Below are 22,426 nucleotides of genomic sequence, written 5' to 3' on the forward strand. Positions count from 1 at the left end.
CTGCCGTTTGCCGACAGCGTGCGCCGTCGTCGGCAAACCGCGTGCGTTGCTGGACGACACGCCCTACGCGCAATCATTAAAGAGGCCGTCTGAAACCGCAAAAACAGGTTTCAGACGGCCTCTTGTCAGCAAACCGGATCAGCCGACGATTTCCACCGGCCCGTGGTCGTCGCAGTGGTCGCCGTGCTGGTGGTGCAGGCGGCCGTTGACGATGTAGTCGATATGGTCGCCGTGCGGCACGGCTTCGTGGCCGCAGCCTGCGCCGTGGACGTGGCTGCCGCAGGTGTGGACGGGGTGGCAGCCGTCGGCGTTGGTGTCGTTCACTTCGAGGACGTGCTCGTCGTAGTGGCCGTTGTGCTCGTGGTGCAGGTGTCCGTCGTGCAGGTAGTCGACGTGGCCGTTGTGGCGGATGGCGGTATGGCCGCAGCCCGCGCCGTGGACGTGGTTGTGGTTTTCGTGGGTTTGACAGTTGCTCATGGCGTTTCCTTTTCGGTTTGTGTTAAGAAGGTGCGGCATTATAGCCCCATTTGTCGGCAATGCAAGTTTAAGATAATGTTTTATAACGAATTATTATAGTGTAACGGTTACAGTATAGCGGCCTTGCCGTGGCAGGAGGCCGTCTGAAAGCCTATAATCGCGCGTTTTTTCACTCACGAAACAGGCGCAGATAAAATGACACAATCAAACTCGGAACAAAGGTTTCACGCCTCCATGCTGGCGATTTACGACAAAGCGTGGGATTTGCCCAAGCCGTACCGTCCCACAGAGTTTAAACGGATGGTTCTGAATTACGGCGGCAAAGAAGCGGCGGACAGACTGCTCGCTACTTCCAATCCATCGTCAGGCTTTACCCAACTGTTTCTTCATGGCGGTTACGATGCCCTGAAAATCAGCATGGAATATCTGGTTTTGTCAGACCCATGGAAAACACTGTTTACCGAAGAGCAATTGGCGGTTGCCCGCAAACGATTGAAAGACATGAACGTTCCGTTTGCCTTGCCCGAATAACGCTTTTCAGACGGCCTCAAAGCCCTTTGCATTCAATACAAATACCAAAGCCCCACATGTCCGCCGTACACATCCAAACCCGTTCAGTCGACCAAGACATCTGCCAAACCCTTATCCAATCGGGTGCCGACCCGCTTACCGCCCGCCTGTGCGCCTCGCGCGGCGTGGTGTCGCCTGCCGAGCTTGACGACAAACTCGCCGCGCTGTTGCCCTACCAAACGCTCACCCATTGCGAAACCGCCGCCGCGCGTCTGGCCGATGCCATCGGGCGCAAAGAAAAAATCCTGATTGTCGCCGACTACGATGCCGACGGCGCCACCGCCTGCTCCGTCGGCATGGCGGGCTTGGGCGCGATGGGCGCGGCGGTGGATTTTCTCGTGCCCAACCGCTTCGAACACGGCTACGGCCTCACGCCCGAATTGGCCGACATCGCTGCCGCGCAGGGCGTAAACCTGTTGGTAACGGTGGACAACGGCATCGCCAGCATCGCAGGCGTGGCACGGGCGCAGGTTTTGGGGATAGACGTTATCGTTACCGACCACCACCTGCCTGCCGACGAAGTGCCAAACTGCATTATTGTGAACCCCAACCAGCGCGGCTGCGGCTTTGCCAGCAAAAGTCTGGCGGGCGTGGGCGTAATTTTTTATGTGCTGATGGCCTTGCGCGCCGAATTGCGGCGGCGCGGATATTTTTCAGACGGCCTCAAAGAGCCGAATCTGGCCGATTTGCTCGATTTGGTGGCACTCGGTACGGTGGCCGATGTCGTCCCGCTCGATCACAACAACCGCATTCTCGTTTCACAAGGCTTGAAACGGATGCGCTCGGGCAAAATGCGCCCCGGCATCCGCGCCTTATTTGACGTGGCGCGGCGCGATTGGAAAAAAGCCCAGCCCTTCGACATGGGCTTCGCACTCGGGCCGCGCATCAACGCTGCCGGACGGCTCGACGATATGTCGCTGGGCATCGCCTGCCTGCTCGCGCAAAGCGACGATGAAGCGCAAACCCTCGCCGTGCAGCTTAACGATTTGAACATCGAGCGGCGCGAAATCGAACAATCCATGCTGCAAGACGCACTCAACGCCTTTCCCGACAGCCTGCCCGCAGGACAAACCACCCTCGTTGCCTACCGCGACGACTTCCATCAGGGCGTGGTCGGCATCGTCGCCAGCCGTCTGAAAGACCGCTTTTACCGCCCCACCGTCGTATTCGCCCCCGCCGACAACGGCGAAGTGCGCGGCTCCGGCCGCTCCATCCCCAACCTGCACCTGCGCGACGCGCTCGATTTGGTGTCCAAACGCCACCCCGATCTGATTTTGAAATTCGGCGGCCACGCCATGGCGGCCGGTTTGAGCATACTCGAGCGCAACATTCCCGCCTTTCAGACGGCCTTTGAAGAGGCTGTGCGCGAGATGGTGCGCGAAGAAGATTTGTCGCAAACCTTCATCACCGACGGCAGCCTGAGCACCCGCGACATCACGCTCGAGCAGGCGCAAAAACTCGCCCGCCAAGTGTGGGGACAAGGCTTCGCCCCGCCCAGCTTCACCGACTGCTTCCGCGTCGTGCGCCAGCAAAACCTAGGCGCGGAGGGCAAACACAAAAAAGCCTGGCTGCAAAAAGACGGCCGGGAATTTGAAGCCATGTTCTGGCGTTGCAGCGAAGACATCCCCGAATACGTGCGCACCGTCTACCGCCCCGTCGCCAACGAATGGCGCAACAATCTCGAATTGCAGCTTTATATCGACTATTGGGAAGCGGCGTGAAAAAGGCCGTCTGAAACGTTCAGACGGCCTGATGCCCGTGCCAAACGGCCGCCGCCCACAAAACGGAAACCGCGCCGCGCATATCGGGTAAAATGCCGCCCTTGTTTACAACAGGCCGTCTGAAAACGGGCGGCCGCGGAATCGGAACTATGGCAACACAATCCACTCTGCGCTACTGGCTGCTCTCTGCGGCGGCCATCGTGCTCGACCAAATCACAAAATACGCGGTGCTGGCGCGTTTCGCCGACTACGAACGCCTGCCCGTTATCCCGCATTTTTTCGACCTGACGCTGGTGTACAACACCGGCTCGGCGTTCAGCTTTCTCGCGGCAGCGGGCGGCTGGCAGAAATATTTTTTCGTCGCGCTGGCGGCCGTGGTGTGCGCGTGGCTGGTGCGCGCGGTGAAAAAAGGCGAATTCGGCGCTTGGGGCAGCTGGGGCGCGGCAATGGTGGTCGGCGGCGCGCTGGGTAATGTGATCGACCGTTTCGTCCACGGCAAGGTGGTGGATTTTCTCTTGTTTTACGGCGAAACGTGGTCTTATCCCGCCTTCAATGTGGCCGACAGCTTTATCTGTGTCGGCGCGGTGCTGATGGTAATCGACGGCTTTAAGCAGAAAAAACACGGCAGGCCGTCTGAAAAGGATGCGGCATGAGCGGCAAAACCATTATGCTGGCCAATCCGCGCGGCTTCTGTGCGGGCGTGGATCGGGCGATCAGCATCGTCGAGCGCGCGCTGGAAGAGTTCGGCGCGCCGATTTATGTGCGCCACGAAGTCGTGCACAACAAATTCGTGGTGGACAATCTGCGCGAAAAAGGCGCGGTGTTTATCGAAGACTTGGCCGACGTGCCCGAAGGGGCGACGCTGATTTATTCGGCGCACGGCGTGTCCAAAGCGGTGCAGGACGAAGCGGCGGCGCGGGGTTTCCGTGTGTTCGACGCTACCTGCCCGCTGGTGACGAAGGTGCACAAGGAAGTGTCGCGGCTGGATACGCAGGGCTATCAGATTATTATGATCGGCCATGCGGGGCATCCCGAAGTGGAAGGCACGATGGGGCAGCTGCCCGAAGGCGCGATGCTGCTGGTGCAGACGGTGGAAGACGTGGCAAAACTCGAAGTGGCCGACCCCGACCGCCTGTCGCACGTCAGCCAGACCACGCTGTCGGTGGACGAAACGAAGGACATCATCGCCGCCCTCAAAGCGCGTTTCCCCAATATCAAAAGCCCGCCGAAGGACGACATCTGCTACGCCACCACCAACCGTCAGGAAGCGGTGAAGCAGCTGGCGGCGGAATGCGACATCGTGATTGTCGTCGGCTCGCCCAATTCGTCGAACAGCAACCGCCTGCGCGAAGTGGCCGCCCAGCGCGGCGTGGATGCGTATATGGTGGACAACGCCTCCTATCTGCGCCGCGAGTGGTTCGAGGGCAAAAAACAGGTCGGCGTTACCGCAGGTGCGTCCGCACCCGAAGTGCTGGTGCAGGAAGTGCTGGCAACGCTCAAAGCCTGGGGACACGATACCCTGCGCGAGGGCGAGGGGGCGGAAGAAAGCATCGTGTTCGTGCTGCCCAAAGAATTGCGCGGCGAAAAGAAATAAACGCGGGCAACGGAATATGAACAAAAGGCCGTCTGAAAATCTTTTCAGACGGCCTTTGTTATATAGTAACAAAGGATTAAATAATTTGACAGATATTATCAATCGGCCTATAAACCGAATAAATGATGTTTTCGTTTTGTCCACCCTCCGTTCTGAAAGGAAGCATTATGAAAGCAATGGTTTACCACGGCGCCAACGACATCCGTTTGGAAGACAAACCCAAACCGCAGATCATCGACCCCACCGATGCGGTGGTGAAAATCGTCAAAACCACGATTTGCGGCACCGACTTGGGGATTTGGAAAGGCAAAAACCCCGAAGTGGCCGACGGCCGCATCTTAGGGCATGAAGGCGTGGGCATCGTCGAAGAAGTCGGTTCGGCGGTGAAAAACATCAAAGTCGGCGACAAAGTCATCATTTCCTGCGTCAGCAAATGCTGCACCTGCGACTACTGCAAAACCCAGCTCTATTCCCACTGCCGCAACGGCGGCTGGATACTCGGCTATATGATCGACGGCACGCAGGCCGAATATGTGCGCACGCCCTATGCCGACAACAGCCTGATTCTGCTGCCGGCAAACGTCAACGACGAAATCGCCCTGCTCTTGTCCGACATCCTGCCCACCGCCCACGAAATCGGCGTGCAGAGCGGCGACGTAAAACCGGGCGACACCGTATTTATTGCCGGCGCCGGCCCCGTCGGCATGTCCGCGCTTCTCACCGCCCAGCTCTACAGCCCCGCCACCATCATCGTCTGCGATATGGACGAAAACCGCCTGAAACTGGCCAAAGAACTGGGCGCGACCCACACCGTCAACCCCGCTTCGGGCGACGTGGCAAAACAGGTGTTCGAAATTGTCGGCGCAGACGGCGTGGACTGCGCCATCGAAGCCGTCGGCATTCCCGCCACCTGGGATATGTGTCAGGACGTTGCCAAAGCGGGCGGCCACATCGCCGTGGTCGGCGTACACGGCAAGCCCGTCGATTTCAAACTGGAAAAACTGTGGATCAAAAACCTGGCCATCACCACCGGCCTGGTAAACAGCAACACCACCGAAATGCTGCTCAAAGCAGTAGCCACCAGCTCGGTGGACTACACCAAAATGCTGACCCACCGCTTCAAGCTCTCCGAGTTGGAAAAAGCCTACGATGTGTTCAAACACGCTTCGGAGAATCAGGCGATGAAAGTGGTGCTTATCAACGGCTGACAAGCGGGTAAAACACAAGGGCGGAAATTCCGCCCTTTTTTGTTGCCGAAGCCATCCGTTTCACCATGCAAGAGGCCGTCTGAAACACCCTGCGGATGTTTTCAGACGGCCTCCGAATGTGCAAAGCCTCAGTGCCGTTGCAGGCTGTAGCGTTTTTCCAGCCACGAGAACAGCCAGCTCAGACACAAAGTCATCGCCAGATAAATCAGCGCGATGGTGTAGAGCGGCTCTTCGTAAATCGAGTAGCGGCCGGAGATGGTGCGTTGGACATAGGCCAGTTCGGCCACAGCGATGGCCGACAGCAGCGAGCTGTCTTTGAGCAGCGTGATGAATTCGTTGGCAAGCGGCGGCAGCATGCGGCGCACGGCCTGCGGCAGGATAACGAAGCGCATTGCCTGCGGGTAGGTCATGCCCAGCGAGCGGGCGGCTTCCATCTGGCCTTTGTCGATGGACTGGATGCCCGCGCGGAAAATCTCGGTGATGTAGGCGCCCGAGTTGGCCGTCAGCGCCAGCACGCCGGCAATCACCGCACCGTAGCTGCGGCGCAGCTCGACGGCGGCCTGACCGTCTACCAGCCAGCCGCCGTTGGGATGGATGAGCGCCGCCAGCCAGACGAAATACCAGATGAAAATCTGCACAAACAGCGGCGTGCCGCGGAACACCGTCACATAAAGCGCCGACAGATTGCGCAGCAGCCAGGCCAGCGCTTTGAGCGGCGCGCCGCCTTTTTCAAAACGGATAATCCGCGCCAGCGCGCCGAACAGGCCGAGCAGCGAACCGCCGAGGGTGGCGACGAAGGTCAGCCCCAAAGTGGTCAATGCTCCGGTCAGGAACATTTCGCGGTATTCATAAATGATGTCGAAACGGAAACTCATAAAACGGTCCGAAAGTGAAAGGGCGGGCGGATTTACCCGCCGCGAAAAACCGCGCATTTTACAAGAAAAAACACAATCCGAAAGATTTAATTGCGTTTTTTACCCGCGGCGGGGCAAGCGGGGCAGACTGTAAACGCTGTGCGAATCCGTTTACAATGGCCGCTTTTTTCCACCCGCCTTGCACCACATGAACATTTTTCCGGGCGGCCGCCTGCCGTCTGAACCCGCTCCTTCCGCCGTCACCATCGGCAATTTCGACGGCGTCCACCTCGGCCATCTGCACATCCTGCAAAGGCTGAAAACCGAAGCCGCCGCGCGCGGCCTGCGCAGCACCGTTGTGCTGTTCGAGCCGCAGCCCGCCGAGTTTTTCGCCCGCCTTGCAGGCAAAGAACCGCCGCCGCGCCTCACGCCGCTGCGCGACAAGCTGCGCCTGCTGCGCGAGAGCGGCTGCGTCGATGCCGTGCGCGTGCTGCGCTTCAACCGCGCTTTCTCGCAAATGCCCGCCGAAGGCTTTATCGACACCGTGCTGCGGCGCGAACTTGACACGCGCTATCTGCTGGTGGGCGACGATTTCCGTTTCGGCCGCGGCAGGTCGGGGGATTTCTCCCTGTTGCAGGCGCAGGCGGATTTCGCCACCGAGCGCACGCCGAGCATACTGGTTGCGGGCGGCCGCGCCAGCAGCACCGCCGTGCGCCTGGCCTTGCAGGAAGGCCGTCTGAAAGAAGCGGAAGCCATACTCGGCCACGGCTATGTGCTCAGCGGCCGCGTCAAACACGGGCGCAAACTCGGCCGCACGCTGGGCAGCCCCACCGCCAACATCCATCTGCCGCCGCACCGCTACGCCCTGTCGGGCGTGTTCGTCGTCGAAGCCGCAGGCGCGTTCGGCAGGCTGCGCGGCGTGGCGAGCTTCGGCTACAACCCCACCGTCAGCGGCGGCAGCGGCGGGCAGAAGCTGGAAGTGCATCTGTTTGATTTTCAGGGAAACCTATACGGCGAACGCCTGTTTGTCCGCTTCCTGCACAAGCTGCGCGACGAAGAAAAGTTTTCCGACATCGAAGCGCTGCGCCGCCAGATTGCCGCCGACATAGCCGCCGCGAAAAACCGGCAGGCCGTCTGAAAAATGCCGCCGGCAAATGGCACGAAATAACGCATCCGGGTATAATCGCGTTAATTTTTGCAAACTGTATGACCCTGACTTTAAAGGAGCGTTAACCGTGAACCAACCTTCCAATCCCTTGTTGAACCAACAGCAGCAGCAATACGGCTACCAACAGCAGGCGCCCGTTATCGGCATCGGCGAATGGATCGTAACCAGCATCGTGCTGGCCATTCCCATCGTCAACCTGATTATGGCGCTAGTGTGGGGCTTCAGCAGCACCACAAATCCGAACAAAGCCAATTTCTGCAAAGCCTGGCTGATTTTTGTTGCCATTGCCTTCGTTCTCTATATCCTGCTGATCGTATTCGTGCTCAGCGCGGCGGGAGCGGCAGGCGCGATGCAACAGCCCTGATTGGCAAACCCGTCACCAAGAGGCCGTCTGAAACTTTCAGACGGCCTCTTGGTTTGCACGCGCAGGCGGTGCGGCGGTTTTAAAAACGCTCGCCCGGATGCAGATAGCGCCATTTGCCCGGCGGCAGTGCACCGAGTTTGACGCGGCCGATGCGGATGCGTTTGAGGCCGACAACGCGCAGGCCGACGAGTTCGCACATGCGGCGGATCTGGCGCTTTTTGCCCTGCTTCAACACGAAGCGCAGCTGGTCTTCGTTTTGCCATTCCACTTTGGCCGGACGCAGCCTTTCGCCGTCGAGGCCGAGGCCGTGGTTGAGCAGGGCGAGGCCTTGTTCGTTCAGACGGCCTTTCACGCGCACGAGGTATTCTTTTTCCGTGCCGCTGTTGTCGCCGATCAGGCTTTTGGCGGTGCGGCCGTCCTGCGTGAGCACCAGCAGGCCGACGGAATCGATGTCGAGGCGGCCGGCGGGGGCGAGGCCGCGCAGGTGGGCGGGATTGAAAGCGATGCGGCAGGTGTCGCCCTCCCAGTGGTTTTCCGGCGTAATCAGCTCGGCGGCGGCGCGGTAGCCTTTTTCGGGCTGGCCGCTGACATAGCCCACGGGCTTGTTGAGCAGGATGGTGACGCGCTGCGCCTGCGCTTCGTGCGCCTCTTTGGCGAGATCGATGCGGTCGGCGGCGGTGACTTTCTGTCCCAGCACCGCCGCCGCACCGTTCACTTTCACCCAGCCGCGTTCGATGTAGCCGTCGGCTTCGCGCCGTGAACACAGGCCGAGTTCGGCCATGCGTTTGGACAGGCGGACGGGTTCTCCTGTACTCATCATTTTCCTCAGGATAATCGGTGGAAACGTTTTCAGACGGCCTCAACGCTGCGTCAGGCCGTCTGAAAAGGCAAAACGGAGGCGGCTCAGTCCGCGCCTTTGAGCAGGCGGTTGAGCAGCGGCGCAAGCAGCAGCAGCACGCCGCCCGACACCGCGCCGATGGCAAACAGCAGCCAATAGAAACCGGTGTCCGCGCCTTCGTGGTGGAATTTGTCAAACAGCAGTCCGCCCAGCGTAAAACCGATGGAAAGGGCGAGGAAGTTCAGCGCCACCATCTGCGTTTTGAACATCGGCGGCGCGATTTTGGTGGCGAAAGACAGGGAAATCGGCGAGAGCAGCAATTCGCCCACGGTAATCGCCAGCAACACCAGCGCAAACAGCACCATCGGCATCGGCGTGCCCGAAGACACGAAGGGCACGAAAGAGAGATAGGCCGCGCCGGTAATCAGCAGCGACAGGGCGAATTTCAGCGGCGTTTTCGGCTGGCGCGCGCCCATTTTCGTCCACATCGCCGCCATCAGGCCGGAAAACAGCACCACCCACATGCTCTGCATCGAATCCTTCCACGACACCGGCACGGTAAACCCGCCGATAGTGCGGTCGACCGTTTCGTCAAAATACACCGTCGCCACCGTATACACCTGAAACCACACCGCCCAAAACAGGCAAATCGCGAGAAACAGCGGAATATAGGCAATGATGTGGCGCTTGTTTTCCGCCCCCGTGTGCGGACTGGCCAGCAGGCGGACAAAATACGCGGCCACCACGGCCACCACGCAGGCGAGCAGCCGCTCGGGGAAATTTTCCAGCGTCAGCCAGCCCGAATACACCAGCGCCGCCAGCGCGGCGGCAATGCCCGCCGCCACGGCCGCCGCCACCCTGCCCTGCCCCTGCGGCAACGGATAGGGCGCGGGCGTGTGCGGCAGGTTTTTGCGGCCGAGCCAGTAGCGCCACAGCCCGAATGCCATGCCCACCGCCGCCGCGCCGAAGCCGTAGTGGAAACCCGCTTTGGTTTGCAGCACGCCCGTCACCAGCGGTCCGAAAAAGCCGCCGATATTGATGGAAATATAGAAAATCGAAAAACCCGCGTCGCGCAGTGGCCGCAGTTTTTCATCCTCATACAGCGAGCCGACCATCGAATTGGCCGACGCCTTCACCCCGCCGCTGCCCAGCGCAATCAGCACCAGCCCGCACAGCAGCCCCGCCAGCCCCGGCACAAGCGCCAGCGTCAGATGGCCGAACATCACCACCACGCCCGACACAAACAGCGTCTTTTCCGCGCCCCACAAACGGTCGGCCATCCAGCCGCCGAACACCGTCGCCAGATAGACGCTGCCGCCGTATGCGCCGACGATGCTGCCCGCCAGCGACTTGTCCACCCCCAGCCCGCCGCGCGACGTTTCGTAATACAGATAAAGCATCAGAATGCCTTGCAGGCCGTAAAACGAAAAACGCTCCCACAATTCGATGTGGAACAGCGTCGACAATTGGACGGGGTGTCCGAAAAAAGTTTTCTGCGTACCGGTTTGCGGCATGGTTTCTCCTCCGTTGTCATAATGCCCGCCCGAAATCCGGCGGAAGGCGCTGTTTTAACCCAATGGCGCGGTTTTGTCAAAAAACGCAAAGAAAAAGCAGCGCGGCGCAAATACCGCCAAGCCTTCGGCAAAGGGCAAAGGCCGTCTGAAAACCAAGCCGTAACACACGGCGGCAAGCTTTCAGACGGCCTCAATGCGGCAGGGGAACCGCATCACGTCCTTTTCAGAAACGTCATTCCCGCACAGTTTTGGCGGGAACGGCCTCAATGCGGCGCAACGCGCCCGCGGCGGCTTTGTCCGCGCCCCATTCGCGCTCGGCCGCCGTCGGTCGGGCGGCGATGCGGCGGATTTCGCGCAGGCTTGCGCCTGCGGTATGGCGGTCGGCCAGATAAAGCAGAAGGCTCAGCTTCCAAGCCCCGTCGTCTCCGCGCAGAACAGCCGCCGCGGCTTCGTCTAACAGCGATTGGTGCGGCCGCAGGGCGGCAGCCAGCGGCGCGGTCAGCGGCCAGTCCGGGTCTTGCAGCCATTCGAGCAGCTGCGGCAGCAGCGGGATAAGGGCGGCGGCAGACGCGGCGGCAATCCGTTCGGCGGCGGCCAGGTCGAATTTGTCTTGCGGCAGGAGGGAGGCGGGGTCGGTCATGGTCGGATTTTCCTTGCGGTGGAACAGACGGAGGCCGTCTGAAACCCGTTTGGGCAGCTTTCAGACGGCCTTGCGGCAAGCGGGCATAACGGAGCAAACACCTCGGGCGTTTTGCTGTTGCCCAAGCCTGTTCGGAATCTCTGCGCGGGCGCAAACCGATACGGTTCGCTGCACGCAAAGTTGTGGAACGCGAGCAACGGCGAGACTCTACCCAGTTTTATAAGGCAGCCGCGCCGGAGATGCCGAACAGTCTGTCAGGCCGTCTGAACGTTTCAGAAGGCATTTCGGCAAACGGCGTCAAGGCTGCACGGGCATCCGAGCCCGTCCGATTGCCAAACGGCGGCGTTTGCCGTGCAAAGCGTGCTTGTCACCGAACAGATTCCGGTTTTACGGCGGCTTGTTGTGTCAGAACCTGTTCGGAAGTGCCGCGCAGGCGTCCGCCGCTACGGATTGGTCGTGCCGCACGGCACATAAGGCAGGAAATGGCGGAGGTTTGCAGCACGGCCGCGCGGTAGGGATATGCCGCCGACGGCTGTGGCGGAGATTCCGAACGGTTGATCAGGCCGTCTGAAACCTTTTCAGACGGCCTTTGCCTGCGGGTGTTCGGGGTGCGGCGGGCGGCGGCTTTTCAGACGGCCTTTTGCCCCATGGTGACGCGCTCATGTCCGGCGAGGTCGGGCAGGGTTTCGATATTGTTCAGGTCGGCAGCGGCGAAGATTTCGCGGGCGGCCGCGCCCTGATCGTAACCGTGTTCGACCATCAGCCGCCCGCCGTCGGCCAGTCTCGCGGGCGCGCCCTGCGCGAGGATGCGGATGCAGGAGAGGCCGTCTGAAAAGTCGGTGAGGGCGGTTGGCGGCTCGAAGCGCAGGTCGCCCTGTTGCAGGTGGGGGTCGTTTTTTTCAATGTAGGGCGGGTTGGAAACGATAAGGTGGAAGGAGGTTTGCAGGTCGGCGGGCAATGCGTCGAACCACGAGCCGCAGGCGAAGCGGATGCGGGCGCGGTGGGCGGCGGCGTTTTGCTCGGCGACGGCGAGGGCGGCGGGGCTGATGTCGGTGGCGGTGATGTGTGCGTCGGGGCGTTCGCAGGCGAGGGTAACGGCGATGATGCCGCTGCCGGTGCCGATGTCCCATGCGCGGCCGTCGGGTGGCAGGTGCGTGAGGGCGGCTTCGACAAGGTGTTCGGTTTCGGGGCGGGGGATAAGGGTGGCGGGGGAGACGGCGAAGGGGCGGCCGTAGAATTCGCGCTCGCCCAAAATGTAGGCGACGGGTTCGCCGTTCAGACGGCGTTGTTCGAGGGCGGCGAGGGCGGCGGCGGTGTCGGGCGGCAGGGGCTCACGGTCGCAGGTGAGGAGTTGGGCGCGAGTGTAGCCCGTGGCGGCCTGGGCAAGCAGGCGGGCTTCGTTTTTCGGCAGTGCGGTTTGGCGCAGGTAGTCTTCGAGAGTCATGGGGTTTGCCGTGGTGAGGCCGTTCCCGCCAAAACCGTGCGGGAATGGCGTTTCTGAAAGGCGGTATCGCAGAACAAAACGCAGATAACGCAAATGCGGCGGGTAAGGTGAGGTATATGACGCAGCCGTACACGCGTTTCGACAAGCTGAGCATCATATGCGGAAATTTGTAATGCACGGGAATATGTACGCTGCTTCTGGGTGGGCAAAACCGTATTGCGGGGTTTTAACTTCATTGAAGCTTTGCGTTCAGCGGCCTATTCGTGATTGCGCCGGGTCGTTACGGCATAACGACAGCAGGAATTTCGTGCCGTTTCAGCATGCGCGAAAAAACTTCGGCGCGGCCTTCAGGCGTGGATACGGAATCGCAGACATCAAACACTCCCGTTATCCCCAACCAATGCCAACGCACGGAGTCGTCCGACATCGAACGGTAGGCGGTTTCCCGCTCTGCGGCATACGCGGCGGCGGCTTGTTTGGCGGTTTCGCTATCAAGGGCGCGGATAAGGACGAGCGATTCTTCAAACCAATCGTCGTCTGCCGGCATGCCGTTACGGATGGAGCAGTACAGAAGGCCGACGCAGAAATATTTTTCCATTATGTTCCTCTGTGCGGGACGTCATTTAGATCCGTTACCACAGCGGTAGGGCGGGCGGTTTCGTGAATCGGTTTACCCGTCGAATGAGCAGCATCAGGGATAACGCGATAATCGCAGGAGACCCTTTCGCCGCTTGGCCTGTTTTGCCATAGCACTTATGTTTTCAGATATGGCTGCCGATTGGTGCAGGACAAAACAACGGCGAGCAGACCAGACATACGCTTAGCAACGGGTTGTCAGACCTTCGCATCTGCCGCGTTTTGCACCCAAATTATGCCGATGCATCATTTCAAATACGCTTTATGACACGACGGCCTGCGATTTTGCAACGGCTTTTCCCTCGGAACGGCACAGCCAAAACAGTCAACGCAGCGCAAAATATGGGGCTCTATGTCCATTGGATAAGACCGTCCCCGCCTACGCGGGGATGCCGTTTCTGAAAGCGAAACTTCAACGGAGTTAAAACGCATTGGCGTTTTAATGCCTGATATGGATGCTGCTTTTGTCTGCCTGGGCGGAGTGGCTGCGGTTATTTTCAGACGGCTTCTCTGCGGCTTCGGCATCCGCGCTGCCGGCTCTGACCGCCTGTAACAGCACTGCACCTCGGCCGTCTTCAAGCAGCAGGTTGCGGCGGCCGATGCGGAAGGTTTCGATTTGGGTAAAAGTGCGGCTGATGCGGCTTTCGGCTTCGGCCTGCTCTTCGCCGCAGGCCATGCGTGTGGAAGCGGTATAGCCGAAATTCAGACGGCCTGCGCCTGCCGATGTGTAGCGGGTGTTCATGCGGTTGCAGCCCGCATAACTGGAGAGCACGTTGCGTTCGTTGTCAAACAATAACTCGGCTTGTCCGCCGAACGGTGTGCCATCGACTTTTTCCACTTTCCATTTTCCGGCCAATGCGCTGCTGTCGGCGGGATGTGCGACGCAGCCTGCCAAAAGCAGGGCGGTGGCCAGACAAATTACTGCTTTCATATGTTTTCCCTTTTTTCAGACGGCCTTTTAGGCCGGTTCGGACAAGATGCGGGCTGTCCGCCTGCCCGACATGGTGAATCAACACAAAAATATTGTGCTGCTGCATCCTAGCTTGAAGAAGGCGGTTTCTACTGCATGTGGAAATACCAAGAAAACTGGCTTGCTGTCTGCAGTTTACCGTTTTGTTTCTTTTTTATTTTACTCACTATATTTATGTCGGCATACTGCAATCAAACAAAAGCACGGACATGCCGTGCTTTTGTTATCCAAATCCCGAAGGATTTATTTGTGTTTTTGTGAGCGGATATATTCCAGCGTTTTGAGTTCGGCAATCGCCGCAGCCAATGCGGCGTGTGCTTTAGCCAAAGATTCGTCGTCGGTTGCTTTGGCGATGTTGCTCTCTGCGGCTTTTTTCGCTTCCTCCGCACGCGCCTGATCCATTTCGCTGCTGCGCACGGCCACGTCGGCCAATACGGTCAGCTTGTCGGGCTGCACTTCGAGCACGCCGCCGGAAACGGCAACCAATACTTCTTCGCTCTGTCCGGGCACTTGCAGACGCAGTGCTCCCGGACGTACCAAACTCATAATCGGCTCGTGTCGCGGGTAAATACCGAGCTCACCTTGCACGGTCGGCACTACCGCAAAGGCAGCCTCGCCCGAATAGATGTTGTATTCGTTACTTACCACTTCAACTTGCATGACACTCATGCCGCTCTCCTATCAGCTTAAGGTTTTCGCTTTCTCAGCGGCTTCTTCGATCCCGCCCACCATGTAGAACGCTTGTTCGGGCAGGTGGTCGTATTCGCCGTTCAGAATGGCTTTAAAGCCTGCGATGGTGTCGCGTAGCGAAACGTATTTGCCGGGAGAACCGGTAAACACTTCTGCCACATGGAAAGGTTGGGACAGGAAGCGCTGGATTTTACGTGCGCGCATCACAGTCAATTTGTCTTCGTCAGACAATTCATCCATACCCAAGATGGCAATAATATCGCGCAACTCTTTGTATTTCTGCAAGGTAGACTGTACGCCGCGTGCTACGTCGTAGTGTTCCTGACCCAATACCATCGGGTCAAGCTGGCGGGAAGTCGAATCCAGCGGGTCAACCGCAGGGTAAATACCCAAAGAGGCGATATCGCGGCTCAATACAACGGTAGCATCCAAGTGGGCAAATGTGGTTGCGGGAGACGGGTCAGTCAAGTCGTCCGCAGGTACATATACGGCTTGGATAGAGGTAATCGAACCGGTTTGAGTGGAGGTAATGCGCTCCTGCAGACGACCCATTTCTTCCGCCAGCGTCGGCTGGTAGCCCACTGCAGACGGCATACGACCCAGCAGCGCGGATACTTCGGTACCGGCCAAAGTGTAGCGGTAAATATTATCGACAAAGAACAATACGTCGCGGCCTTTACCGTTTTCGTCTTTCTCATCGCGGAAGTATTCGGCCATAGTCAGACCGGTCAGGGCTACACGCAGACGGTTGCCGGGAGGCTCGTTCATCTGGCCGTAAACCATGGCCACTTTGTCCAATACGTTGGAATCTTTCATCTCGTGGTAGAAATCGTTACCTTCACGAGTACGCTCACCTACGCCGGCAAACACGGACAAACCGCTGTGCGCTTTTGCGATGTTGTTGATCAATTCCATCATGTTCACGGTTTTGCCTACACCGGCACCGCCGAACAAGCCTACTTTACCGCCTTTAGCAAACGGACAAAGCAAGTCGATCACTTTAATCCCGGTTTCCAGCAATTCGGTAGTGGAAGAGAGTTCGTCAAATTTGGGCGCTTCTTGGTGGATTGCGCGGGTATGGGCTGCGTTTACCGGGCCGGCCTCATCAACAGGATTACCCAAAACATCCATAATCCTGCCCAACGTTTCTTTACCGACAGGTACGGTAATCGGTGCTCCGGTATTGTGTACTTCCATACCGCGTTTCAGGCCGTCTGAACTGCCCATAGCGATGGTTCGGACGACACCGTCGCCCAACAGCTGCTGGACTTCCAATGTCAGTCCGTTTTCAACCAATTTCAAAGCATCATAAACATGCGGGATGGCATCACGCGGAAATTCCACGTCTACCACCGCACCGATGATTTGTACGATTTTGCCTTGGCTCATTATCATGTCCTAATTTACAGTACAGGCCTGCAACACTATACGGCTGCCGCACCCGCAACAATTTCTGACAATTCTGTGGTAATTGCGGCTTGGCGGGATTTGTTATAAACCAACCGCAATTCTTTAATGGCATTACCCGCATTATCGGTAGCTGCTTTCATTGCCACCATACGTGCAGCCTGTTCGGATGCCATATTGTCACTTAACGCCTGATAAACCACAGATTCCAAATAGCGGCGAACCAAATACTCCAACACTGCGACGGGGCTGGGCTCATAACGGTAATCCCAGTTATACCCCTTAGCTTCTCCGCTTGCCTCTACCAAGGTATTTTTGCCAATGGGCAGCAATACCTCCATCCGAGGCTCCTGTCGCATGGTATTCACAAAGTACGAATAAACCATGTGAATGACATCGATTTCATTGTTTTCGTAACGCCGGAACAATTCAGTCAATGCACCGACCAGCAATTCCAACCTAGGCGTATCACCCAAATTGGTTACGCTGGCAACCACATTAAGACCAATGCGCTGGCAAGCAGCCAAACCTTTGCTGCCGATGCATACGATATCAACGTCAATTCCGCGCTCTTGGTAATGCTGAACTTGAGCAAAAAACTTTTTCAGCACATTCGCATTTAAACCGCCACACAAACCTTTATCTGTCGTAATCAGAATAAAACCCGCTCTACGGATTTCACGATGATCACTTAACAGTTTGATGCTGTGGTTCTCTTGTGTTTGTGCCAAATGCCCCATTACCAACCGCACTTTATCCGCATACGGACGGGCAAGACGCATTCTATCTTGCGTCTTCCGCATTTTGGAAGTGGACACCATCTGCATGGCTTTAGTGATTTTTTGGGTATTCTGAACACTACGGATTTTGGTAAGAATCTCTTTCCCTACGGCCATTTCAGACTCCTTTTATTCAGCCTTACACTGCGTAGTTGTAAGAAACTTTGAAGGATTCCATAGCTTTGGTCAGAACTTGCTCGTCCTCATCGGACATTGCTCCAGACGCATTAATATGCTCCAGCGTTTGGGGGTTCTGAGTACGGATAAAATTCAAAAACTCGGCTTCAAATGCCAATGCCTTGGAAACCGGCACATCACTGTAAGACCCATTGTTAATTGCCCACAGAGTCAGAGCCATTTCCGCCGTATCCAAAGTGCTGAACTGCTTTTGCTTCATCAATTCAGTTACCACTTCGCCATGTTGCAACTGCTTGCGCGTAGCCTCGTCCAAATCAGACGCAAACTGTGAGAATGCAGCCAATTCGCGATATTGAGCCAAAGCCAAACGGATACCGCCACCCAGCTTCTTAATCACTTTAGTCTGCGCCGCACCACCTACGCGTGATACGGAAATACCGGCATTAATCGCAGGACGGATACCGGAGTTAAACAAATCCGTTTCCAAGAAAATTTGGCCGTCTGTAATCGAAATAACATTTGTCGGGACGAACGCGGAAACGTCTCCTGCCTGAGTCTCAATAATCGGAAGTGCTGTAAGAGAGCCGGTTTTACCTTTTACCTGGCCTTCAGTCAGTTTCTCCACTTCATCGGCATTGATGCGGGCAGCACGCTCCAAAAGACGGCTGTGAAGATAGAAAACGTCACCAGGATAAGCCTCACGACCGGGAGGACGACGAAGCAGTAGGGAAATCTGGCGGTATGCAACAGCTTGTTTGGACAAGTCGTCATAAACAATCAGGGCATCTTCCCCGCGGTCACGGAAAAATTCACCCATAGTGCAGCCCGCATACGGAGCAATAAACTGCAGTGCAGCTGCTTCAGAAGCAGTTGCTGCAACAACAATGGTATGTTCCATTGCGCCATGCTCTTCAAGTTTGCGTACCACGTTTGCAATAGACGAAGCTTTTTGTCCTACTGCAACATAAATACAGATAACACCCGTACCTTTTTGATTGACAATCGCATCCAATGCTACTGCTGTCTTACCAGTTTGGCGGTCGCCAATAATCAGTTCGCGCTGACCTCTGCCAATAGGCACCATCGAGTCGATGGCTTTTAATCCGGTTTGCATCGGTTGGTCAACCGACTGACGGGCAATCACGCCCGGAGCGATTTTTTCAATAGGTGCAGACAAACCTGTATTGACAGGGCCTTTACCATCAATAGGCTGACCCAGCGCATTGACTACGCGTCCGATCAATTCACGGCCAATAGGAACTTCCAAAATACGACCGGTGCATCGGACTTCATCGCCTTCTTTAATATGCTCATACTCGCCAAGCACTACCGCACCAACCGAGTCACGCTCCAAGTTCATTGCCAAACCAAATGTATTGCCGGGAAACTCAAGCATTTCACCTTGCATCACATCCGACAAACCATGCACGCGGACAATGCCGTCTGTTACAGAAATTACCGTACCACGTGTGCGCAGTTCTTGTTTGGTATCCAAATTTTCAATTTTGGATTTTAGCAAATCACTGATTTCAGCAGGATTAAGCTGCATGAAAACTCTCCTAATTTATCATTGCCGCATACAGTTTTTTTAATTTTCCCTGCATGGACAGATCCAAAACCTGATCACCCACTTCTACCTTGACTCCGGCAATTAATTCGGGATCAACTTTGAAGACTGCTTCCAAACGGGTATTAAAATGCTTTTCCAAGTCTGCAACAATCTTGGCTTTTTGCCCTTCGCTGGCAAAATCAAAAGCACTAAAGACAACCGCTTGCTTGACGCTATTGCGTGATAAAGCCAAATCTTGATATTGGGTGTAGATCTCAGGCAAAACTACAAAACGTTTTTCCTCCGCAATCACTTTGACAAAATTACGGAATATTTCGTTTTTTGCTACCTGTTCGTCGCTAAGCAAACCAAGCAAAATATTTGCCTTATATTCGCTGATGCTGCCGGCATCTTCAATCAGCGCCGCCACTTTGGGCTGCTGCACAGACCATGCCAGCTCATTCAGTCCGCCCAACCAAGACTCGACTTGGTGTTTCTCATCTGCCAGCTCGAACAATGCTTTCGCATAAGGTCTGGCAATGGTTGCGAACTCAGCCATAATTTACAGCTCCTGTTTCAGGTTACTCAACAGATCCGCATGCTTGGCAACATTCACTTCACTGCGGAGGATCGCTTCGGCACCTTTAACAGCCAAAACAGCAACCTGCTCACGTAAAGTTTCACGCGCACGATTGGTTTCCTGTTCGACATCGGCTTTTGCCTGCGCTGTAATTCTTGCGGCCTCTGCAGAAGCTTGGCTTTTCGCATCTTCCACAATTTGAGCCGCCCGTTTTTCCGCATTGGCTACCAATTCGGCAACCTGGCTGCGGCCTTCGGCCAAGAGTTCTGCAACTTTCTTTTCCGCCTGTTCAAAATCGCTTTTTCCGCGCTCGGCAGCAGCCAAGCCTTCTGCAATTTTGTCGGCGCGCTCATCAAGAGCTTTGGCAATAGGTGGCCACACATATTTCATGGTAAACCAAACCAAAATGCCAAAAACAATTAATTGCGCAAATAAGGTTGCATTTAAATTCACTTTACTTAACCTTTGTATTGGGGTTAATCAACCAAACATTGATTCCGCATTCGTTGCGGAACAGTCTGTATGCGGATTAGCCTTGTACAAACGGGTTAACGAAGGCGAACAGTAACGCGATGGCTACACCAATCAGGAATGCCGCATCGATCAAACCGGCAATCAGGAACAGTTTGGTCTGCAGAGGACCGATCAGTTCAGGCTGGCGCGCAGAGGATTCCAGATATTTGGAACCGACCATAGCGATGCCGATAGAGGCTCCCAACGCACCCAGTGCTACGATCAAACCACAAGCGATAGCAATCAAACCCATTTCAAAACTCCTTAAATTAAAACAAAAGGTTAAACCACATTAAACAACTTAAAAAACAAAAGAACAGCTATCTAACAACAAAATTTAATGGGCATCATGAGCCTGGCCGATGTAAACGAATGCCAAAGCCATAAAGATAAATGCCTGCAAAGTAATAATCAGAATATGGAAAATTGCCCATGCCGCACCAGCAACAATGTGGAACAGAAACAGAACCGGATCCATCAATGTCACGCTGCCTGAGGCAGCCCAAGCACCACCGAGCAAGGCAATCAACAAGAACACCAGCTCGCCTGCATACATATTACCGAACAACCGCATACCGTGCGAAACGGTTTTGGACAAAAATTCCAAAATATTCAATAAAAAGTTTGCAGGGAAAAGGAGCGGTCCGAAAGGAGCAGTAAACAATTCGTGAACCCAGCCTTTTCCACCTTTGATTTTGATATTGTAATAAATACATACCAGCAAAACACCAACGGCCAAGGCCAAGGACGTATTCAAATCGGCAGTCGGCACCACACGGAGCAATGCATGATGATCCCCTGTTGCACCCTGCCAGGTAATCGGCAGCAAATCTACCGGCAGCAAATCCATCGCGTTCATCAGGAAAATCCAGACAAACAGCGTCAGACCGAGCGGAGCAACGGCTTTGCGCGATTCGGCATTATGGATAATACCTTTGCACATATCGTCGACAAATTCGTAAAGCAGTTCGACGGCAGCCTGAAAACGACCCGGAACACCGGCGGTGGCATTTACCGCTGCACGGCGCAGCAGAAAACAACCCAGCGCACCCAGCACCACAGCAAAAAATATCGCATCCAAATTGATATAAGAAAAGTCAGCGATATTTTGCAGCCCCTGGCCTTTGGTCACATCCGACAGACTGGTCAAACTTTGCAAATGGTGTTTGATGTAGTCGGCCGCAGTCATGGTTTCACTTGCGCTTGCCATAATATTCAGCTTTCCAAAAAACAAAAAAAATCACATGGCTGACGGCCAACAAACCGAAAAGAAACGGCAGAAACCGCAGGCTTTGACGGAAAAAGACAAATATCGAAACCATCATCACCAACGCCAGCACTATTCTTAAACCTTCTCCGACGATAAACGCATATCCCGCATATTGCGGCACACGGCGGAAAAGATTTAAGAACAGCACCGTAACAACCGATGGGAAAAAGAAACTCGCACCGCCTGCTGCCGCAGACCACGCAGCCGAAATTCCTGCCGCCAAGCCGCTTACCAGCGCAACTGCCAACAAAGCGGCAAACTGCAGATACAGAATTTTTGCCATCGGCGCACACAGTGGGAGTCACATTAAGCTTCGGCACTATAATAAATGCCCTGTTTTCCGTCAAGCCGATTGGTTAAATTTCGTGAAATATTCCGTTTGAAAAACAGCGGAAGATTATCACGGGTAAATTTTCAGACGGCCTTTGTGTGCACAGGCGCCATTCTTAACAAAATTTTTCGAAATCACAAGCCGCCACACAAAATTGGCGAGAAACCGACGCAGCAGGCTGCTTCTGCTTTATTTTCTGCCTGCGGCGCGCGGTTTTGCTGAGGTTTGTTGCTTTCAGACGGCCTAACGGAACTCCACGCCAAGCCGCTGCAGCAGCGCGTCTAAGGTTTCGGGGGTGTCGAAATGGAGGACGATTCTGCCTTTGCGGCCGTTACCGCTCTTAACTTCGGCGTTCACGCCCAACGTTTCGGTCAGCGTTTCGTTGAGCCGGCGGATATCGGGATGGACGTTTTTTGCCACCGCATTTTCAGACGGCCTGTGCGCCATTTGGCTGCGCCGTTCCACTTCGCGCACCGACCAGCCGTTTTTCACGGCCTTCTGCGCCAATTCGAGCTGATCGACTACCGGCAGGGTCAGTAGGGCGCGGGCGTGACCCATTTCCAAACGGCGCTGATAAAGCATGTCCTGCACCGGTTCGGGCAGGGCGAGCAAGCGCAGGCTGTTGGAAATGGCACTGCGGCTTTTGCCGACGGCTTTGGCGATGGTTTCATGGGTGAGGCTGAACTCGTCGGCCAGGCGTTTCAGGCCGCGCGCTTCCTCTATCGGATTGAGGTTTTCGCGTTGCAGGTTTTCAATCAAACCCATGGCCAGCGCGGTTTCGTCGCTGATGTTTTTGACAACGACGGGGATTTCCGCCAAGCCGGCCATCTGCGCCGCCCGCCAGCGCCGCTCACCCGCAATCAACTCGTATTGAGACAGACCGTGTTCGCGCACGATAACGGGCTGGATAACGCCCTGTGCCTTGATGGATTCGGCCAATTCGTGCAGAGCCTCGTCGTCCATCTGCACGCGCGGCTGGTAGCGGCCGGGGCGGATGTCGCCCACCGGCACGGCGGTGAGGCGGTCGCCCTGTCCGTCTTCGATGCTGCCCGACAGCAGCGAATCGAGCCCGCGCCCGAGTCCGCCCGGTTGTTTTGCCATAACTCTTTCCTCGCTTAAAAAATGTGCGCCATTTTAATGGAAAGGCCGTCTGAAAGCAGTTTTATTTTTT

25 protein-coding genes are annotated in these 22,426 nt (G+C 56.2%); 7 read left to right on the top strand and 18 right to left on the bottom strand.

Annotated elements, in window-relative coordinates:
- Window positions 1–138: 138 nt before the first annotated feature.
- Entirely contained in the window at window positions 139–477 is a 339-nt protein-coding gene (locus CGZ77_RS01275) for a hypothetical protein (protein ID WP_036496202.1), read from the bottom strand.
- Between the two features lie 195 nt (window positions 478–672).
- On the opposite strand from CGZ77_RS01275, the gene CGZ77_RS01280 reads away from it, so the two are divergent.
- The 5 genes from CGZ77_RS01280 to CGZ77_RS01300 all read left to right on the top strand — a co-directional run bounded on the left by CGZ77_RS01280 (window position 673) and on the right by CGZ77_RS01300 (window position 5,570).
- Entirely contained in the window at window positions 673–1,008 is a 336-nt protein-coding gene (locus tag CGZ77_RS01280; RefSeq protein WP_009426392.1) for a hypothetical protein, read from the top strand.
- 56 nt (window positions 1,009–1,064) lie between these two features.
- Entirely contained in the window at window positions 1,065–2,768 is a 1,704-nt protein-coding gene (gene recJ / locus CGZ77_RS01285; protein WP_094030843.1) for a single-stranded-DNA-specific exonuclease RecJ, read from the top strand.
- Window positions 2,769–2,917: 149 nt separating this feature from the next.
- Window positions 2,918–3,421, top strand: a complete 504-nt coding sequence (gene lspA / locus CGZ77_RS01290; protein WP_036496215.1) for a signal peptidase II — start codon at window positions 2,918–2,920, stop codon at window positions 3,419–3,421.
- A complete protein-coding gene (gene ispH / locus CGZ77_RS01295) occupies window positions 3,418–4,362 on the top strand; it encodes a 4-hydroxy-3-methylbut-2-enyl diphosphate reductase (RefSeq protein WP_009426389.1) in 945 nt (314 codons plus the stop codon). Before lspA ends, ispH begins: the two co-directional genes overlap by 4 nt.
- A gap of 167 nt (window positions 4,363–4,529) precedes the next feature.
- Window positions 4,530–5,570: a zinc-dependent alcohol dehydrogenase family protein gene (locus CGZ77_RS01300; RefSeq protein ID WP_009426388.1), complete on the top strand. Its 1,041-nt coding sequence runs from the start codon at window positions 4,530–4,532 to the stop codon at window positions 5,568–5,570.
- A 128-nt stretch (window positions 5,571–5,698) separates the two neighbouring features.
- On the opposite strand, the gene CGZ77_RS01305 is transcribed toward CGZ77_RS01300, so the two are convergent.
- Entirely contained in the window at window positions 5,699–6,445 is a 747-nt protein-coding gene (locus tag CGZ77_RS01305) for an amino acid ABC transporter permease (protein ID WP_009426387.1), read from the bottom strand.
- A 187-nt stretch (window positions 6,446–6,632) separates the two neighbouring features.
- Here CGZ77_RS01305 and ribF point away from each other — a divergent pair, with 187 nt between their 5' ends.
- Window positions 6,633–7,562 (top strand): bifunctional riboflavin kinase/FAD synthetase, encoded by a 930-nt coding sequence (gene ribF, locus CGZ77_RS01310; protein WP_036496199.1) that lies wholly within the window; start codon window positions 6,633–6,635, stop codon window positions 7,560–7,562.
- Between the two features lie 97 nt (window positions 7,563–7,659).
- Window positions 7,660–7,956 (top strand): hypothetical protein, encoded by a 297-nt coding sequence (locus CGZ77_RS01315; protein ID WP_051040438.1) that lies wholly within the window; start codon window positions 7,660–7,662, stop codon window positions 7,954–7,956.
- 79 nt (window positions 7,957–8,035) lie between these two features.
- On the opposite strand, the gene CGZ77_RS01320 is transcribed toward CGZ77_RS01315, so the two are convergent.
- The 16 genes from CGZ77_RS01320 to CGZ77_RS01395 all read right to left on the bottom strand — a co-directional run bounded on the left by CGZ77_RS01320 (window position 8,036) and on the right by CGZ77_RS01395 (window position 22,356).
- The gene (locus tag CGZ77_RS01320; RefSeq protein WP_051040436.1) at window positions 8,036–8,773 is read right to left on the bottom strand and encodes an rRNA pseudouridine synthase; all 738 of its coding nucleotides are present in this window, start codon (window positions 8,771–8,773) and stop codon (window positions 8,036–8,038) included.
- Between the two features lie 86 nt (window positions 8,774–8,859).
- Window positions 8,860–10,308 carry an oligopeptide:H+ symporter gene (locus tag CGZ77_RS01325; protein WP_009426381.1) on the bottom strand — a complete coding sequence of 483 codons (1,449 nt, stop codon included), beginning with the start codon at window positions 10,306–10,308 and terminating at the stop codon, window positions 8,860–8,862.
- A 232-nt stretch (window positions 10,309–10,540) separates the two neighbouring features.
- Window positions 10,541–10,948 (bottom strand): DUF5071 domain-containing protein, encoded by a 408-nt coding sequence (locus tag CGZ77_RS01330; protein WP_009426380.1) that lies wholly within the window; start codon window positions 10,946–10,948, stop codon window positions 10,541–10,543.
- 628 nt (window positions 10,949–11,576) lie between these two features.
- Window positions 11,577–12,392 carry a peptide chain release factor N(5)-glutamine methyltransferase gene (gene prmC, locus CGZ77_RS01335; protein ID WP_094030845.1) on the bottom strand — a complete coding sequence of 272 codons (816 nt, stop codon included), beginning with the start codon at window positions 12,390–12,392 and terminating at the stop codon, window positions 11,577–11,579.
- 280 nt (window positions 12,393–12,672) lie between these two features.
- A complete protein-coding gene (locus CGZ77_RS01340) occupies window positions 12,673–12,990 on the bottom strand; it encodes a DUF4288 domain-containing protein (RefSeq protein WP_009426375.1) in 318 nt (105 codons plus the stop codon).
- A 477-nt stretch (window positions 12,991–13,467) separates the two neighbouring features.
- Window positions 13,468–13,959, bottom strand: coding sequence for an META domain-containing protein (locus tag CGZ77_RS01345; protein ID WP_009426373.1), 492 nt, complete (start codon window positions 13,957–13,959; stop codon window positions 13,468–13,470).
- A gap of 282 nt (window positions 13,960–14,241) precedes the next feature.
- A complete protein-coding gene (locus CGZ77_RS01350; protein ID WP_009426372.1) occupies window positions 14,242–14,667 on the bottom strand; it encodes a F0F1 ATP synthase subunit epsilon in 426 nt (141 codons plus the stop codon).
- 12 nt (window positions 14,668–14,679) lie between these two features.
- Window positions 14,680–16,077 carry a F0F1 ATP synthase subunit beta gene (gene atpD / locus CGZ77_RS01355; RefSeq protein ID WP_036496196.1) on the bottom strand — a complete coding sequence of 466 codons (1,398 nt, stop codon included), beginning with the start codon at window positions 16,075–16,077 and terminating at the stop codon, window positions 14,680–14,682.
- A gap of 35 nt (window positions 16,078–16,112) precedes the next feature.
- Window positions 16,113–16,991 (bottom strand): F0F1 ATP synthase subunit gamma, encoded by an 879-nt coding sequence (atpG, locus tag CGZ77_RS01360; RefSeq protein ID WP_009426370.1) that lies wholly within the window; start codon window positions 16,989–16,991, stop codon window positions 16,113–16,115.
- Window positions 16,992–17,013: 22 nt separating this feature from the next.
- Window positions 17,014–18,561, bottom strand: coding sequence for a F0F1 ATP synthase subunit alpha (gene atpA / locus CGZ77_RS01365; RefSeq protein WP_009426369.1), 1,548 nt, complete (start codon window positions 18,559–18,561; stop codon window positions 17,014–17,016).
- Window positions 18,562–18,571: 10 nt separating this feature from the next.
- Window positions 18,572–19,120: a F0F1 ATP synthase subunit delta gene (locus tag CGZ77_RS01370; protein ID WP_009426368.1), complete on the bottom strand. Its 549-nt coding sequence runs from the start codon at window positions 19,118–19,120 to the stop codon at window positions 18,572–18,574.
- A gap of 3 nt (window positions 19,121–19,123) precedes the next feature.
- Window positions 19,124–19,594, bottom strand: a complete 471-nt coding sequence (locus CGZ77_RS01375) for a F0F1 ATP synthase subunit B (protein ID WP_009426367.1) — start codon at window positions 19,592–19,594, stop codon at window positions 19,124–19,126.
- A 76-nt stretch (window positions 19,595–19,670) separates the two neighbouring features.
- A complete protein-coding gene (gene atpE / locus CGZ77_RS01380; RefSeq protein WP_009426366.1) occupies window positions 19,671–19,907 on the bottom strand; it encodes a F0F1 ATP synthase subunit C in 237 nt (78 codons plus the stop codon).
- 84 nt (window positions 19,908–19,991) lie between these two features.
- Window positions 19,992–20,864, bottom strand: coding sequence for a F0F1 ATP synthase subunit A (gene atpB, locus CGZ77_RS01385; RefSeq protein ID WP_009426365.1), 873 nt, complete (start codon window positions 20,862–20,864; stop codon window positions 19,992–19,994).
- The gene (locus CGZ77_RS01390; protein WP_009426364.1) at window positions 20,848–21,207 is read right to left on the bottom strand and encodes an ATP synthase subunit I; all 360 of its coding nucleotides are present in this window, start codon (window positions 21,205–21,207) and stop codon (window positions 20,848–20,850) included. Before CGZ77_RS01390 ends, atpB begins: the two co-directional genes overlap by 17 nt.
- A 291-nt stretch (window positions 21,208–21,498) precedes the next feature.
- Window positions 21,499–22,356: a ParB/RepB/Spo0J family partition protein gene (locus CGZ77_RS01395; RefSeq protein WP_009426362.1), complete on the bottom strand. Its 858-nt coding sequence runs from the start codon at window positions 22,354–22,356 to the stop codon at window positions 21,499–21,501.
- Window positions 22,357–22,426: the final 70 nt, after the last annotated feature.

It is taken from the genome of Neisseria sp. KEM232 (genome assembly GCF_002237445.1).
Taxonomy (GTDB): domain Bacteria; phylum Pseudomonadota; class Gammaproteobacteria; order Burkholderiales; family Neisseriaceae; genus Neisseria.